Source organism: Allobaculum stercoricanis DSM 13633, from assembly GCF_000384195.1.
GTDB classification, from domain to species: domain Bacteria; phylum Bacillota_I; class Bacilli_A; order Erysipelotrichales; family Erysipelotrichaceae; genus Allobaculum; species Allobaculum stercoricanis.
Genome location: NZ_KB913034.1, coordinates 1,645,833 through 1,659,992 on the forward strand (window position 1 = coordinate 1,645,833; position 14,160 = coordinate 1,659,992).

Annotated in this window: 21 protein-coding genes and 1 pseudogene; all 22 read right to left on the reverse strand. The window is 39.4% G+C overall.

Annotation, left to right across the window (positions count from 1 at the left end; all coding sequences use genetic code 11):
* Nucleotides 1-116: 116 nt before the first annotated feature.
* Nucleotides 117-917, reverse strand: coding sequence for a tRNA pseudouridine(38-40) synthase TruA (gene truA, locus ALLST_RS0107570; RefSeq protein WP_019893536.1), 801 nt, complete (start codon nucleotides 915-917; stop codon nucleotides 117-119).
* Between the two features lie 84 nt (nucleotides 918-1,001).
* Nucleotides 1,002-1,799, reverse strand: a complete 798-nt coding sequence (locus tag ALLST_RS0107575) for an energy-coupling factor transporter transmembrane component T family protein (protein WP_019893538.1) — start codon at nucleotides 1,797-1,799, stop codon at nucleotides 1,002-1,004.
* A complete protein-coding gene (locus ALLST_RS0107580; protein ID WP_019893539.1) occupies nucleotides 1,792-2,652 on the reverse strand; it encodes an energy-coupling factor transporter ATPase in 861 nt (286 codons plus the stop codon). The genes ALLST_RS0107575 and ALLST_RS0107580 overlap by 8 nt, the downstream gene beginning before the upstream one ends.
* The gene (locus ALLST_RS0107585) at nucleotides 2,637-3,455 is read right to left on the reverse strand and encodes an energy-coupling factor transporter ATPase (RefSeq protein ID WP_019893540.1); all 819 of its coding nucleotides are present in this window, start codon (nucleotides 3,453-3,455) and stop codon (nucleotides 2,637-2,639) included. The genes ALLST_RS0107580 and ALLST_RS0107585 overlap by 16 nt, the downstream gene beginning before the upstream one ends.
* Nucleotides 3,456-3,647: 192 nt before the next feature.
* Nucleotides 3,648-4,115 (reverse strand): tetraspanin family protein, encoded by a 468-nt coding sequence (locus ALLST_RS0107590; RefSeq protein ID WP_019893541.1) that lies wholly within the window; start codon nucleotides 4,113-4,115, stop codon nucleotides 3,648-3,650.
* 103 nt (nucleotides 4,116-4,218) lie between these two features.
* Nucleotides 4,219-4,545 (reverse strand): hypothetical protein, encoded by a 327-nt coding sequence (locus ALLST_RS0107595; protein WP_156816582.1) that lies wholly within the window; start codon nucleotides 4,543-4,545, stop codon nucleotides 4,219-4,221.
* Nucleotides 4,538-5,134: an O-methyltransferase gene (locus tag ALLST_RS0107600; protein ID WP_019893543.1), complete on the reverse strand. Its 597-nt coding sequence runs from the start codon at nucleotides 5,132-5,134 to the stop codon at nucleotides 4,538-4,540. The genes ALLST_RS0107595 and ALLST_RS0107600 overlap by 8 nt, the downstream gene beginning before the upstream one ends.
* A gap of 206 nt (nucleotides 5,135-5,340) precedes the next feature.
* Nucleotides 5,341-5,703, reverse strand: a complete 363-nt coding sequence (gene rplQ / locus ALLST_RS0107605) for a 50S ribosomal protein L17 (RefSeq protein ID WP_019893544.1) — start codon at nucleotides 5,701-5,703, stop codon at nucleotides 5,341-5,343.
* Between the two features lie 9 nt (nucleotides 5,704-5,712).
* Nucleotides 5,713-6,672: pseudogene (locus ALLST_RS0107610) on the reverse strand (DNA-directed RNA polymerase subunit alpha); the annotation flags it as partial.
* Nucleotides 6,673-6,760: 88 nt separating this feature from the next.
* On the reverse strand, nucleotides 6,761-7,153 hold the full coding sequence (gene rpsK / locus ALLST_RS0107615; RefSeq protein ID WP_019893547.1) for a 30S ribosomal protein S11: 393 nt from the start codon (nucleotides 7,151-7,153) through the stop codon (nucleotides 6,761-6,763).
* Nucleotides 7,154-7,172: 19 nt separating this feature from the next.
* Nucleotides 7,173-7,538: a 30S ribosomal protein S13 gene (gene rpsM, locus ALLST_RS0107620; protein WP_019893549.1), complete on the reverse strand. Its 366-nt coding sequence runs from the start codon at nucleotides 7,536-7,538 to the stop codon at nucleotides 7,173-7,175.
* Nucleotides 7,539-7,561: 23 nt separating this feature from the next.
* The gene (gene rpmJ, locus ALLST_RS11360; RefSeq protein ID WP_083922029.1) at nucleotides 7,562-7,675 is read right to left on the reverse strand and encodes a 50S ribosomal protein L36; all 114 of its coding nucleotides are present in this window, start codon (nucleotides 7,673-7,675) and stop codon (nucleotides 7,562-7,564) included.
* A gap of 297 nt (nucleotides 7,676-7,972) precedes the next feature.
* Nucleotides 7,973-8,620, reverse strand: a complete 648-nt coding sequence (locus ALLST_RS0107625; protein ID WP_019893551.1) for an adenylate kinase — start codon at nucleotides 8,618-8,620, stop codon at nucleotides 7,973-7,975.
* Nucleotides 8,621-9,197: 577 nt separating this feature from the next.
* On the reverse strand, nucleotides 9,198-10,490 hold the full coding sequence (gene secY / locus ALLST_RS0107630) for a preprotein translocase subunit SecY (protein ID WP_019893553.1): 1,293 nt from the start codon (nucleotides 10,488-10,490) through the stop codon (nucleotides 9,198-9,200).
* 3 nt (nucleotides 10,491-10,493) lie between these two features.
* Nucleotides 10,494-10,931, reverse strand: a complete 438-nt coding sequence (gene rplO / locus ALLST_RS0107635) for a 50S ribosomal protein L15 (RefSeq protein WP_019893555.1) — start codon at nucleotides 10,929-10,931, stop codon at nucleotides 10,494-10,496.
* Between the two features lie 15 nt (nucleotides 10,932-10,946).
* Nucleotides 10,947-11,456, reverse strand: a complete 510-nt coding sequence (gene rpsE, locus ALLST_RS0107640; RefSeq protein ID WP_019893558.1) for a 30S ribosomal protein S5 — start codon at nucleotides 11,454-11,456, stop codon at nucleotides 10,947-10,949.
* 9 nt (nucleotides 11,457-11,465) lie between these two features.
* On the reverse strand, nucleotides 11,466-11,822 hold the full coding sequence (rplR, locus tag ALLST_RS0107645) for a 50S ribosomal protein L18 (protein ID WP_019893560.1): 357 nt from the start codon (nucleotides 11,820-11,822) through the stop codon (nucleotides 11,466-11,468).
* 19 nt (nucleotides 11,823-11,841) lie between these two features.
* Nucleotides 11,842-12,387 (reverse strand): 50S ribosomal protein L6, encoded by a 546-nt coding sequence (gene rplF / locus ALLST_RS0107650; protein WP_019893562.1) that lies wholly within the window; start codon nucleotides 12,385-12,387, stop codon nucleotides 11,842-11,844.
* A 265-nt stretch (nucleotides 12,388-12,652) separates the two neighbouring features.
* Nucleotides 12,653-13,051, reverse strand: coding sequence for a 30S ribosomal protein S8 (rpsH, locus tag ALLST_RS0107655; RefSeq protein WP_019893564.1), 399 nt, complete (start codon nucleotides 13,049-13,051; stop codon nucleotides 12,653-12,655).
* A gap of 17 nt (nucleotides 13,052-13,068) precedes the next feature.
* Complete coding sequence (locus ALLST_RS0107660; RefSeq protein ID WP_019893566.1) at nucleotides 13,069-13,254, reverse strand: type Z 30S ribosomal protein S14; 186 nt, start codon at nucleotides 13,252-13,254, stop codon at nucleotides 13,069-13,071.
* A 9-nt stretch (nucleotides 13,255-13,263) separates the two neighbouring features.
* A complete protein-coding gene (rplE, locus tag ALLST_RS0107665; RefSeq protein WP_019893567.1) occupies nucleotides 13,264-13,806 on the reverse strand; it encodes a 50S ribosomal protein L5 in 543 nt (180 codons plus the stop codon).
* Nucleotides 13,807-13,817: 11 nt separating this feature from the next.
* Nucleotides 13,818-14,150 (reverse strand): 50S ribosomal protein L24, encoded by a 333-nt coding sequence (gene rplX / locus ALLST_RS0107670; protein ID WP_019893568.1) that lies wholly within the window; start codon nucleotides 14,148-14,150, stop codon nucleotides 13,818-13,820.
* Between the last annotated feature and the right edge of the window lie 10 nt (nucleotides 14,151-14,160).

Sequence of the window (14,160 nt, forward strand, 5' to 3'; positions counted from 1 at the left end):
GGATAATCTTATGCAAAATATCGATCGATGTCAATTAAACATATTGAATTTTACTGCGAAAATTTCGCCAAAATTGAATGTGTCTAATTGCATATCATTCCATTTCAATGCAAGCCTTATACTTCTTCGATTTTTGCCAATGACGCCTCGTTATTGTCGCTGTTTTGTCCCTTAAAGTCAAAAGGTTTATAGCCAACTTTTACTAAATATAATCCTTGGGCTGGTGCGTTAAAGCGACAAGCGTGTTTATCTTTTGCCTCAAGTATTTCTTCAAGTTGTTTGACGGTGATTTTATGCGATCCTAGTGCCATGAGTGCCGCTGACATCATGCGCACTTGATAACGCAAAAAGCCATTTCCAAAATAGGAGATCACAATATCTTTTCCTTGTTCTAGAATATCAATTTTAAAAATGGTTTTTACTCGTGGTTTGCGTGGATCGATTTGCGCGTTGCAAAACGAAGTGAAGTCATGTTGACCTTCTAGAACCTTTGATCCTTGGCGCATCAATTCAAGATCTAAGTTTTGCCAAATCACTGCTTTATAATGCTCGACAAATGGATTATCGCGTTCATTGGTGATGATGTAGTCATAATGCTTATATTGAACGGAAAAACGCGCGTGAAAATCATCGTCGGCAAATTCCACTTTTTTAATTCGAATATCCTTGGGTAAAAGTGTATTGAGAGCTTGATAGAATCCACGCGTACCAATGGTTTCTGGTCCATCAAAATGAAAAACTTGACCAAGGGCATGAACGCCAGCATCTGTTCTTCCTGAGGCCGTGATAGATACTGGTTGTTTCATTATTTTTTCTAATGCACGCTCAATCACGCTTTGAATTCCATTGGCATTCATTTGTTTTTGGAATCCAGCATAGCGATGGCCATCATATGCGACTGTCACTTTATAGCGCATAACTTTCCCCCTTTACAGTGAATGGACTTCGACAGAACAGCCGAAGTCCATTTATTCATCATCATCTATTTTATTCATTCAGTTTTAGATCCAACATAAAACAAGATCAGTTGCAAAGACAACAAGGGCGAATGCCATAGCGAAATAATCGACATTTGTCATTTTTAACACTTTGTAGCGTGTTCTTGTTGCAGATGGATCATATCCTCTTGCTTCCATCGCATCCGCAAGTTGATCAGCGCGATCAAATGCAGAAACAAATAGAGGGACGATTAAGGATAAGACGGCACGAATCTTTTCAGTCATCGTCCCGTTTTCCAAATCGACACCACGAGAAGCTTGCGCATTCATAATGCGATTTGTTTCATCAATTAAAGTCGGAATAAAACGTAATGCGATCGAAATCATCATCGCAATCACGTGAGCTGGTAAACCAATTTTTTCAAAAGGTTTGAGTAGCTTTTCAATTCCTAATGTCAAATCAAGTGGTTTAGTCGTTGCCGTTAACACGGTACATAAAATAATCATCAGCGTTAAACGAATAATAATATAAGCCGTTTGACTAAATGCGTCTGAATAAACTTTAAACCAACCCCATGAAATCAACAGTGTTCCCGTGCGCATGACAAGAACGTTAATCACCAATAAGAAGATAAACATCCAGATCATTGGTTTAAGTGCACGTAGGGCATAAGTCAGTTTTAATTTCGAAAAATATAAAGCCGTAGCGATGAAGATTAAAATCGGAACATAGCCGATAAATCCAGCCGGTAAAAAGACCGTAATCATCATCACAAGTAAAATCAAAATTTTAGAACGCGGATCCATCTTGTTAATGATGGTATTTAAAGGCAAGTAACGGCCAAGAGCAATGTTATTCATGGCTAGCCACCTGTCCTTTCAAAGATTGGGCAAGTTCATCCAACGAATAGGAATCGGGATCAATCTCAAATCCATTTTGTTGGAGCATTTCTTTTAATTGCACAATTCCCGGGGGATTGATGTCAATTTCTCTAAGGATATCAGGATATTTGAAAAATTCATGGACATCCATTTGCGTTTTAACTTTGCCATCTTTCATGACAATCACTTCATCGCAATAACGTAAAACGTGTTCCATGTCGTGGGAGACAAGGATAATCGTTTTATTCGCTTGTCGATTCAAACGCATAAATAATGACATCATTTCTTGGGCTGATTGGGGATCCAATCCTGCAGCCGGTTCATCAAGCACTAAGATTTCTGGATCTTGAACGAGAATTCCAGCAATCGCCACACGGCGTTTTTGACCTCCAGAGAGCTCAAATGGCGAACGTTGTAAATAGCTTGCATCCAATCCTACTAAAGGCAGAATTTCTTGAATGCGTTGTTGGATTTCTTCTGGTTCTACCCCAAAGTTTTTCGGACCAAAAGCGATATCCTTTTCAATTGTTTCCTCGAATAATTGATATTCAGGAAATTGGAAAACTAAGCCGACTTTTTTACGTAAAATTTTGACATCTTTAAGCTTCGTATCCGGTGTGATATGAAACCCACAAATATCAATCGATCCTTTTGTTGGTTTAATTAAGGCATTGAGATGTTGAACAAGAGTCGACTTTCCCGATCCAGTCTGGCCGATAATTGCTATGACTTTTCCTGTTGGAATCGTCAAGTTCACACCTTTTAATGCTTTATGTTCAAATGGAGTTCCTTGTGAATACGTATACTCCAAATCTTTTATTTCAATTGGCATAGCGCCTCCACTAATTGTGCATTATTCATCACCGCATCAATTTCAATTCCATGGGCTTGAAAAGCTTTTGCTGCTTTCAAACCAAATGGTAAATCGAGGCGAAGGCGACTCATGAGCGCGTCATTTTGGAACACGTCGGCCGGAGTGCCGATTGCCGCAATGGTTCCTTGATCTAAAACGACCACATTACTCGCTTGGGCAGCTTCTTCCATATCGTGAGTAATGGATAAAATTGTGATGTTTTTCGCTTCGTTTAATTTGCGAATTTGTTCATTGACGCTTGCTTTGCCTTGCGGATCAAGCATACTTGTCGATTCATCAAAAATGATGATTTCAGGACTCATCGCTAGAATCCCCGCAATAGCAACCCGCTGCTTTTGTCCACCAGATAAGTTGGTCGGTTCCGCATTCAGGTAATCGCTCATAGAGACTTTTGCAGCACTTTCTTCGATAATTCGTTGCATGTCCTTTGTTGGGACACAATGGTTTTCCAATCCAAAGGCAATATCATCTGCCACTGTCGAGCCAATGAATTGGTTATCTGGATTTTGAAAAACAATCCCAACATGATCACGAACTGCTTTTAAGTTGTGATCGGTCAAAGTTTGTCCAAGAACTTTAATCGTTCCTGATTTTGGTTCTAATAAACCAATAATCAACTTAGCTAAAGTTGATTTCCCAGATCCGTTATGCCCGACAATTGCGGTATAGCTCCCTTTAGGAATGGTTAAAGAGATATCTTTTAATACATCTGTTTGTCCATCATAGCTAAAAGATAGATGTTCAAGTTCGATTGCTTCCATACATACCGCCTTTCTCAACATCTTATCCATTATACAAAAAGTTATTTCAATTACATTAGTCTTGCCAATAAGCTTGAAAATGATTCGAAAAAGATAACGTTTTCAAGGCCAACATTGCATGATTTACTCGCCAGACGGACTACAATCCATCTTTGATCTTTCTCCTTGTATAAGGCATTAAAAAAGGGATGCCTATTGTAAGGCAAATCCCAAATAAGTTGAATGTGTTGATGTTAATAATTCTGACAACAATTCGCCCAATTCAGAAATTTCTTCGTGATCAGTTGGGCCAGCTAACAACATGTCTAACATTTGTGAATCAGGATTATATTCGGAAGAATATCCCGCATCAGCAAGTGTATTTTGGAAAGCTGTTAAGTAATCAGGATCAACTAAAAATGCTAATTGAGCAGATTGATTCGCTTCAAGTTGATCTAAGCAGCGCATATCGCGTTGTAGATATTCGATGTCGCTACAATCGGCTGAATCCTCCGTTTGATCATCGTATGTTGACTCTTCGTCATCATCGCCCATTAAGTAATCGTTTAATTCATCGAGGCGCTCTTTTTTTGATTGGAAAAAGTAGAAAAATGCCAAGATAGCAGCAGCGATTACCACAATTGAAGTTACAATTTTTAAAAGACGTTCTAAACCTTTCATCTCTTTATCCTTTCATCTCTTTTAGAGAATTTAATTTTATTCAGCTCAACAAGAACGATCGAATCGTTTTGAGTTTACTATTTCTAGTAAACGAAGTATTCCCCTATTCTGCTACAGATTGACTTACAATTGACTCTTCAGTTGGATTTGATCCTTCTTTTTGTGATTCTTCTTCAGTGAGGTCTGCTTTTTGAACTGGTTTTGCATTGGCCACTAGTTCTACGTTTTCTACTGATTCTTCAGGTTCTACTGGGGTGTTTGTTTCCGTTTCGACTGGAAAAGAAGGTGTAATCGTGATGTATTCTTCGCAATGTTTATCAAGATCCGCATTTTGTTTTTCATCGCGATTTTGTAATACTTTTTTGACTCCTTCTAAAGCAAGTCCGACAATTCCAACAGTTACAGCTGTTTTCACTAAAAATTTAAACATGAGAATCATCCTTTCTTCTCGTAAGGGCCAGTCCATCGCCAACTTCTAAAATCGTGGTTTCATAATCTGGATGTTGATCCAAGAAATCACGATAGCGTTGAACTCGTTTAATTAACCCCTTGGTATGGCGATTATTCGTACGTTCAGGATGTTCGACTAGTCCGTGGAAAAACATATTATCGGATACAATCAATCCACCTTCATTAAGCATCGGTGAATATCTTTCAAAAAAACGCTGATATTGGCCTTTAGCTGCATCAATGAAGATCATGTCATATTTCCAATCAGGAACTTCTACTTCTCTTGCATCCCCTTCAATTAGCGTGATGCGATCTGCGAATCCGGAGTTGAGAATGTTCTGTCTAGCGACACTTGCCATCTCTGGATTTTTTTCGATCGTAACGATTTTCACATCGTCTAAGATCGTTGCGCAAGCAATCGATGTGCGCGCAATTGCCGTTCCAATTTCTAAAAACGTTTTAGGATGGAGTGTCTCAAACAATTTTTCCATATACTCCATAGAATCCGCTTGTAGAATCGGTACGAGGTGCACAATACCATACCGTGTCAGCTCGTCTATGTTACTCATATATCTAATTTCCTTCCATTTGTCATGGGGAATACCCGACTATTTAATTGGCATGAATGCCTAATGATATAACCTTTAACGCTAGGCATTAAAGTTTCTATTTAGAAGAATAACATAAAATAAATTCAACTGTCCCTTGAATTGGGTAAAGAAAAAGCAAGAGGCTAGATTTTCCTCTTGCTTATTTTGTATTGAGTAAGCTGAACTTATTTTACGAATTCAACAATTGCCATTGGAGCAGCATCACCACGACGGATACGTGTTTTAGTTACACGAGTGTATCCACCATTGCGATCTTTGTAAGCTGGACCAATTTCGTTGAAAAGTTTCTGCAGAGCAGTGGTGCCTTCGTCATCAACTTCAACGTTGCGAACGTAAGCAGCAGCCTGACGGCGTGCGTGCAGATCGCCACGTTTAGCAAGAGTAACGAGACTATCCATCACTGAGCTGAGTTCTTTCGCTTTCATTTCAGTGGTTTCCATAGAGCCGTTTTCGATCAAAGAAGTAACCATGTTACGAAGTAAAGCTTTACGATGATCAGCTGTACGGCCTAATTTACGATTTCTCATCTTCGACTCCTATGCGTTCTCTCCACCGGATCTGAAGTGCAGACCCAATGAGTAAATTTTGTCTTTGATTTCCTGCAGCGATTTTTTACCTAAGTTACGGACATGCTGCATTTCCATTTCAGTTTTCTGGCACAATTCATCGACTGTGGAAATTCCTGCACGTTTCAAACAGTTGTAAGAACGAACAGAAAGTTCAAGATCTTCAATCATCTTAGATTTTAAAGAAGGATCTTCTAATTGAGTTTCTTCTTCCTCTTCGACTGTATTTTTCAATAAGAAATCTGCGTCAGTGATGATTGCGAGATGATCTCTCAAAATCTTGGATGCGATCGATAATGTTTGGGATGGTTTTAATGTTTCATCCGTATCGATTTCCATTGTCAATACATCATAGAGCTGTCCATTTTCATCAACGTGGGATTCGCTACTATATGCGACACGTGTGATCGGGCTGAACAGCGAATCGGTGTAAATAATGCCTAAAGGCGTATTTTCACCAGACTGTCTGTGCTTATTAATATCGGCGCCAACATAGCCACGGCCAAGTTTAGCTTGCATGTCCATGCTGAACTCTTTTCCAGCGGATAATGTACAGATCACCAGATCTTTGTTGAGTACTTCAACTCCCTCTGGGCATTGAATATCGCCAGCTGTGACAACACATGGTCCTGTTTTACGAATGCGTAATGTGTAAATACTGTTGTCTGCAATATCGATTTTCAAAATGAGTTGTTTTAAATTCAGAATGAGCTGAGCAACGTCTTCGGTTACTCCCTCAATTCCTGTAAACTCGTGGTACACTTCGTCAATACGAATGCTGAAAACAGCACCGCCAGGAATAGCAGAGAGTAGAACTCTTCGTAATGCGTTTCCTAGTGTGATCCCGAATTTGTCAGGAAGAGGCGCAATTTCAAACTTTCCAGAAGCTTGTGTTTCTTCTAAAGTTTTAATTTCGTATTGTTTCATCTGCTGGACCTCCTTTTTTAGCGAAAACTAAAGTTTCCCCCGACTGTTGTATATATATATTTATTATATACACGAAACAGTGTCCTATCCATTAACCACGTGGGCGTTTTGGTGGACGGCAGCCGTTATGTGGGATTGGTGTTACATCATTGATCATAGTGATGTCCAAACCTGCAACTTGCAGAGCGCGGACAGCAGCTTCACGTCCAGGACCTGGTCCTTTAACCTCAACTGCTACGGATTTCATACCGTGATCAATTGCAGCTTTACCAGCTGCTTCTGCTGCCATTTGTGCAGCATATGGTGTACTTTTACGGCTTCCTTTGAATCCAAGAGCACCAGCGGAGCTCCAAGAAATTGCGTTTCCGCCTTCATCAGTAATTGTTACGATCGTGTTGTTGAAAGTAGAGTGGATGTGTGCCATACCTCTAGCAATATTCTTTTTAACGCGACGTTTTCTAACTTGTTGCTGTTTCTTTGCCATATTATGTCACCTATCCTTTCTATTTCTTCTTATTAGCTACTGTTTTTGCTTTACCTTTACGTGTACGTGCGTTTGTTTTTGTACGTTGTCCACGAACAGGCAGACCTTTACGGTGACGGATACCTCTGTAGCAACCGATTTCCATCAAGCGTTTGATGTTCAATTGAACTTCACGACGAAGGTCACCTTCGACTTTAATCTGATCAACTGCTTTTCTTAATGTGTTCAGCTGTTCTTCTGTTAAATCTTTAACACGAATGTCTTCGCTGATATTGTTTTCTTTAAGAATTTTTTCAGCAGTTGGTGCGCCAATTCCATAAATATAGGTTAAGGCAATGACAGTCCGTTTGTTATTTGGAATGTCAACTCCTGCGATACGAGCCATTTCTTCCTCCTGTTAAAAATTAATTAACCCTGTCTCTGTTTGTGCTTCGGGTTTTCACAAATTACCATGACTCTGCCATTACGACGGATGACACGGCATTTATCACAGATGGGTTTCACGGATGGTCTTACTTTCATGTGTATACCCCTTTCGATGTTCACGTATTCAACCTGCTAAAATCCCCTCATAGATTGAACGTATTTTAGTAGAAACGTGATAGTCTGCTAAGCGCGATCTACTTTGTAGTAGAATTCCCAGTTTGGGCTTCAACCGCGGGCTAGACGGCAGGCAGGATTTTTACCTGCTTCAATGTTTTCCTCTATTTTTGGGGAAAATTCCATTGATTTTTCATTGCGAACCTAGTTTTGGACCATATAAAAAACTAAATTGCGCCTAGTTAGTATAGGCGCAATTTCAAATTAATGCAAGGAATTTTATGAATTTAAATTTGCAGAAATATCTGTCCAAATTGCTTCGAAGTCGCGGTTTGCATCTACGAGGACAACTTTGTTCTGATCTTGGTAATGTTCGATAACTGGGCGAGTTGCTCTGTCGTATTCACCTAAGCGAACAGCTAAGCTTTCTTCGTTATCATCTGCACGATAAGTTAATTCAGTTTGGCAATGGTCACATACATTTTCTACTTTTGTAGGTTTAAAGTAGATGTTGTAAATTTCGCCACAATTTGGGCAAGTGCGACGACCTAAGATACGTTTGTTTAAAACTTCATTTGGAACATCTAAATATAAAACAGTTTCAACTTCTTGTGGTGTACCTTTAGTCATTTCATCGAAAGCTTTCGCTTGCTCTAATGTTCTTGGGTAACCATCTAATAAATAACCTTTTGAATCTGCTGGTAAATTGCGCAGTGTATCTAAAACCATTTTATTTACAAGTTCATCTGGTACAAGCAAACCTTTGTCCATGTAAGTTTTTGCTTCTTGACCAAGTGCTGTATTTTCTTTGATATTTTTACGGAAAATATCTCCAGTTGAGATGTGATCGATTTGGTATTGGTCTTTTAAACGGCTACTGAAAGTTCCTTTTCCAGAACCTGGCGCACCCATGATAAATAAATTCATTGCAGTTCTCCCTCTATCTATGTGGAATCCATGTGAAATACTTGGGTTCAAATAAGCTCATTTGTTTAATCAGAATTTGAAAATCAATTCTAAATCAACAGTTTCTTTTATAAGATTACGATGATGCAAAGCAGCACTCTAAGATAAACCGTCTGATTCTGGCTTGTCATCTATTTTCAAACTCTATAGATAAACAAATTTCATTATTTATTCTCTAATTTATTGCAAATTTGCACAAGTCTACTGAATGAATTGTCATAAGAAAGGCTTGACTCGTTAATGGAAAGTGAAATTGTATTCCTTTACATTTTTGCTCACTTCTATCATGACTAATAATCTCTGATTTATATGTCATTTATTTTGTTTACTAAAACTCAAATATCCTGTGTTCTTTGACACAAAAACGCAAAGAGCATATACATCCTTTAATCTTTAAACATATTTATTCAAAGTGAATGCAACTGATTGCAACATTGATTATTTGATTTTTCATGTTTATACCAGCCTTGATGCATGGCCAGATAACAACACATCAGAAAAAAGCCTATATCCAGAAAGGATATAGGCGATTATAAGCTTAGTCAAAATCGTAATATTTTTTATACGCTTTTTGAGTAACGAGGCCTTGAACTTGACGAACAGTTTCGATAGCTACACCGACAACGATGATCATACCTGTACCACCAAGAGCCATAGAAGTTGGCATATCTGCCCAAATCAATGGCATCAAGTGAGGTAATACTGCAATTAATGCAAGAGCACTTGCACCAAGAACAGTAATTCTTGATAATGCTTTGTCGATATAAGTTTCTGTTTGTTTACCAGGTCTTACACTTGGAATGTAAGCACCGGATTTTCCAAGATTATCTGCAACTTGTTCTGGATTGATTTGCATTTTCGAATAGAAGAATGTAAATGTCAAAATCAAAACAACATAGATTAAAATGGAATACCAAGTTTTTAAGCCTAGCCAGTTTTGCATCGTAACATACCAGCCGGCACCTTTCGCAAAGAAGCTGCACACCTGAAGAGGTGCCATCATCAAGGAAGATGCAAAAATTACTGGGATTACAGATGCAGAGTTGATCTTTAATGGCAAATAGTTCATTTTAGAATTTTTCGCCAATGACATCGATGAAGATGTGTATTGGATTGGAATTCTCAGCTCAGCTGTATTAATCAAAGTAACTAAAACGATAATTAATAAGTAAATTAAAATGTATGCCGCAAAGATCCAGCCTCCGTGAGCAAGTTCGCCGTTGACGAGAGTGTTCCAAGCATCTGCGAATTGTTGAGGCATACGGCCCACGATACCAGCCATAATGACCATCGATACACCGTTTCCGATTCCTTTAGCAGAAATCTGATCACCAATCCAGACAAGGAACATGGATCCTGCAGTAAAGATCATCGATACAAAAAGTAATTTAGCAGTGCTTAATCCACCAATAAATAACCCGTTGTACATGTTTGAGAAGCTATAGCTGATAGAAATTGATTGAACAAAACCAAAAACAACTGCTAAATAACGAGTGTATTGGTCTAATTTCTTACGGCCATTCGCTCCGGATTTGGACAATTCAGCAAGTGCTGGAATAACATCCATACTAAGCATTTGGATGATGATAGATGCGGTAATGTAAGGTGTAACCCCGATCGCAAAAACCGAGAACTGCTCTAATCCACCGCCTCCAAGCAGGCTCATCATCGCAAACAAGCTGTTATCTTCAATGCTTGCTACGAGTCCTTCCGTGTTCACGCCTGGAACTGTGATCGCACATCCCAAACGATAAACAAGAAAGGCAAAGAGAGTGAACAGGATTCGATTACGAATATCCTTGTTCATCATCATTGCCTTAATGGTTTTCATTAATTAACGAACCTCGATAGTTCCGCCTGCTTTAACGATTGCTTCTTCAGCTGATTTAGAGAATTTAGCTGCTACAACGTGCAGTTTTTTCTCAAGAGTTCCTTCACCAAGGATTTTAACTCCAGCAAGTTGTTTCTTCAGGATACCTTCAGATTTTAATAATTCTGGAGTTACTGTAGTTCCGTCTTCGAAACGGTTTAAGTCTCTAACGTTCAATACAGCATATTCTTTACGGTTGAAGTTAGTGAATCCACGTTTTGGTAAACGGCGAGCCAAAGTTGTTTGACCACCTTCAAAACCTAAACGTACTCCACCACCGGAACGTGCTTTTTGACCTTTTTGTCCACGTCCAGATGTTTTACCAAGACCTGATCCAGGTCCGCGTCCAACTCTTTTTCTGGATGCACGGGATTCAGTCTGGGAAAGTTCATGTAATTTCATTTCGTTTCCTCCTTCTTACCCGCGGATTTCTTCTGGCTTTTTGCCACGAAGTTCAGCTACTTGGTCAAGTGTGCGTAAAGACTGCAGACCTTGTACAGTTGCACGCACTGTATTGATTTTTGTACGGCTTCCGAGGTTTTTAGTTAATACGTCAGTGATACCTGCAAGTTCAAGAACTGCACGAGTTGCACCACCAGCGATAACACCAGTACCTTCAGATGCGGGTCTCATAAATACTTTTCCTGCACCAAATGCACCTGTGATTTCGTGAGGAATAGTTGTACCAACGATTGGTACAGTGAACATGTTTTTCTTAGCTGCTTCAGATGCTTTGCGGATAGCTTCAGGTACTTCTTTAGCTTTACCAGTTCCAACACCTACGCGGCCTTTTTTGTCACCAACTACGACTAAAGCAGCAAAACGCATACGGCGTCCACCTTTAACTGTTTTAGCGATACGGTTGATGGAGATTACCTGTTCTTCGAACTCTTTTGGTTCTCTTCTTTGTCTTCTTTCGTTTGCCATGGCGACCTCCTAGAATTCCAGGCCGCCTTCACGAGCGGCATCAGCTAATGCTTGAACACGACCAGTGTAAAGGTATCCACCGCGGTCAAACACAACTTTTTTAATATCTTTTTCAAGTGCGCGTTTAGCGAGTTCAGCACCTACTAATTTTGCTGCTTCAATGTTACCACCGTTAGACAGTTTCATTGCTTCAGAAGAAGCAGATACTAAAGTGTGGCCATGAACATCATCGATGATCTGAGCCTGAATGTTAGCATTACTTCTGAATACGTTTAAACGTGGGCATTCAGGAGTTCCGCTGATTCTCTGACGAATACGTAAGTGACGTTTCTGTCTTGCTGCGTTTCTAGATTGTTTTTTAATCATTTTCTATACTCCTTTCCCACTATTTCTTACCAGCAGTTTTACCTTCTTTACGACGAACATATTCATCTTTATAACGAATACCTTTGCCTTTGTAAGGTTCTGGTTTACGAACTGCTCTTACGTTAGCTGCGAATTCACCAACGCTTTGTTTATCAATACCTTTTACAACGATAGTTGTAGCAGATGGGCATGTAACTTCTAAGTCAGCTGGAATTTCCATATCTACTTGATGAGAGAAACCAACGTTCATTGTTAAAGTGTTGCCTTTAACTGCTGTACGGAAACCGATACCTACGAGTTCGAGTTCTTTTTGGAATCCTTCGGATACACCAACAACCATGTTGTGAAGCAGAGCACGTGTTGTACCATGCATCTGTTTTGTTGCTTTTAAGTCATTTGGGCGTTTTACAATGACTGTGTTATCTGCGAGATCTAAAGTAAGATAATCTGCAAATTTTCTTGTCAAAGTCCCTTTTGGCCCCTTGACAGTCACCTCATTCCCTGGTTTTACGTCAATAGTAACACCAGCAGGAACGGTAATCAGTTTATTGCCGATACGTGACATTCAGTAATTTCCTCCTGCAATAACTGGACGAACCAGTATATAGATAAATCCCTAAATACACGAAAGCTCCCGTCGAAACGGGGACTTTCTTATATTCAGATTTATCAAAATCAATGCACTCAGCCTATTCCGCATATCATAAAGATAAGTTTCGAAATTTAGATGACATATAGAATGCCTACAATGATCCGACGAATTAAGGGCTTCGCTAAAGGGTCATTGCCTGAAATAGGTTATGAGCACATGATTCTAACAATTTAATATATTACCAGATATAAGCGATAACTTCGCCGCCTACATTGGCTTTTTTAGCATCACGGTCTGTCATTACACCTTTAGAAGTGGAAATGATAGCGGTGCCAAGTCCGTTTAATACACGTGGCAGATTGTCTGCAGGTGCATAAACGCGGAATCCTGGTTTAGAAATGCGTTTTAAACCAGAGATAACTTTTTCTCCGTTTTTACCATATTTCAGATCGATTGTTAAAGATTTTTTAACACCATCAGCTTCTGTGGAGAAACCGTTGATGTAACCTTCTTCAACAAGGATTTTCGCAATACGTTCTTTCTCTTTGCTGGAAGGCATGGAGACTGTTTCATGCTTCTGTGCAAGAGCATTGCGAATACGAGTAAGCATATCTGCAATTGGATCGGACAATGTCATGATAAATAACCTCCTTGTTACCAGCTTGCTTTTTTAACTCCAGGAATTTGACCTTTGTAAGCCAATTCTCTGAAGCAGATACGGCAGATGCCGTATTTTTTCAATACAGAGTGTGGACGACCACATCTCTGACAGCGAGTGTACTCGCGAACTTTAAATTTCTGAGGACGCTGCTGTTTTAACTTCATCGCTTTCTTTGCCATGAGTTCCTCCTACTTTTTGACGAAAGGCATACCCATTAAAGTGAGCAGAGCCTTAGCTTCGTCATTTGTTTCTGCAGTTGTAACAATAACAACATCCATACCTCTAGAACGATTAACTTTATCAAAGTCAATTTCTGGGAAGATGATTTGTTCTTTTACACCGAGAGTATAGTTACCGCGTCCATCAAACGCTGTATCGGAAACACCGCGGAAGTCACGTACACGTGGTAAAGAAATGTTGAATAATTTATCTAAGAATTCATACATTTTAACGCCACGTAAAGTAACTTTGCATCCGATTGGCATGCCTTCACGAACTTTGAAGTTCGCGATGGATTTTTTTGCTTTAGTGATTACTGGAGCTTGACCAGTAATAGCAGCGAGTTCTTCAACTGCTTCATCCATAAACTTGGAGTTCTGAATAGCGTCCCCAACACCGATGTTGACAACAACTTTTTCAATCTTCGGAACCTGCATCGTGGAAGAATAGTTGAACTGTTTCATCAGTTCCGGTACGATCTGGGACTGGTATTTTTCTTTTAACCGGTTCATGTTCTATCCTCCTACTTTTTTTCTTTTACTTCGTTACCGCTTTTTTTGAAGTAACGAACTTTAACTGTATTACCATCTTTGTCTTCGACAAATTTGTATCCTACGCGACCAGCTTCTTTAGCTTTTTCATCGTAAAGAGCAACGTTTGAAACGTGGATTTTTGCTTCTTTTTCGATGATTCCACCATCAGGGTTAGCCTGAGTAGGTTTTTGGTGTTTTTTTACTACGTTAACACCTTCAACGATGACCTTGTTTTCTTTTGGGAAAGCTGCAAGGACTTCGCCGATTGTGCCTTTATAAGCCCCGGTCATTACCTGGACTTTATCGCCTTTTCTAATCTTCACGAAAAAATCC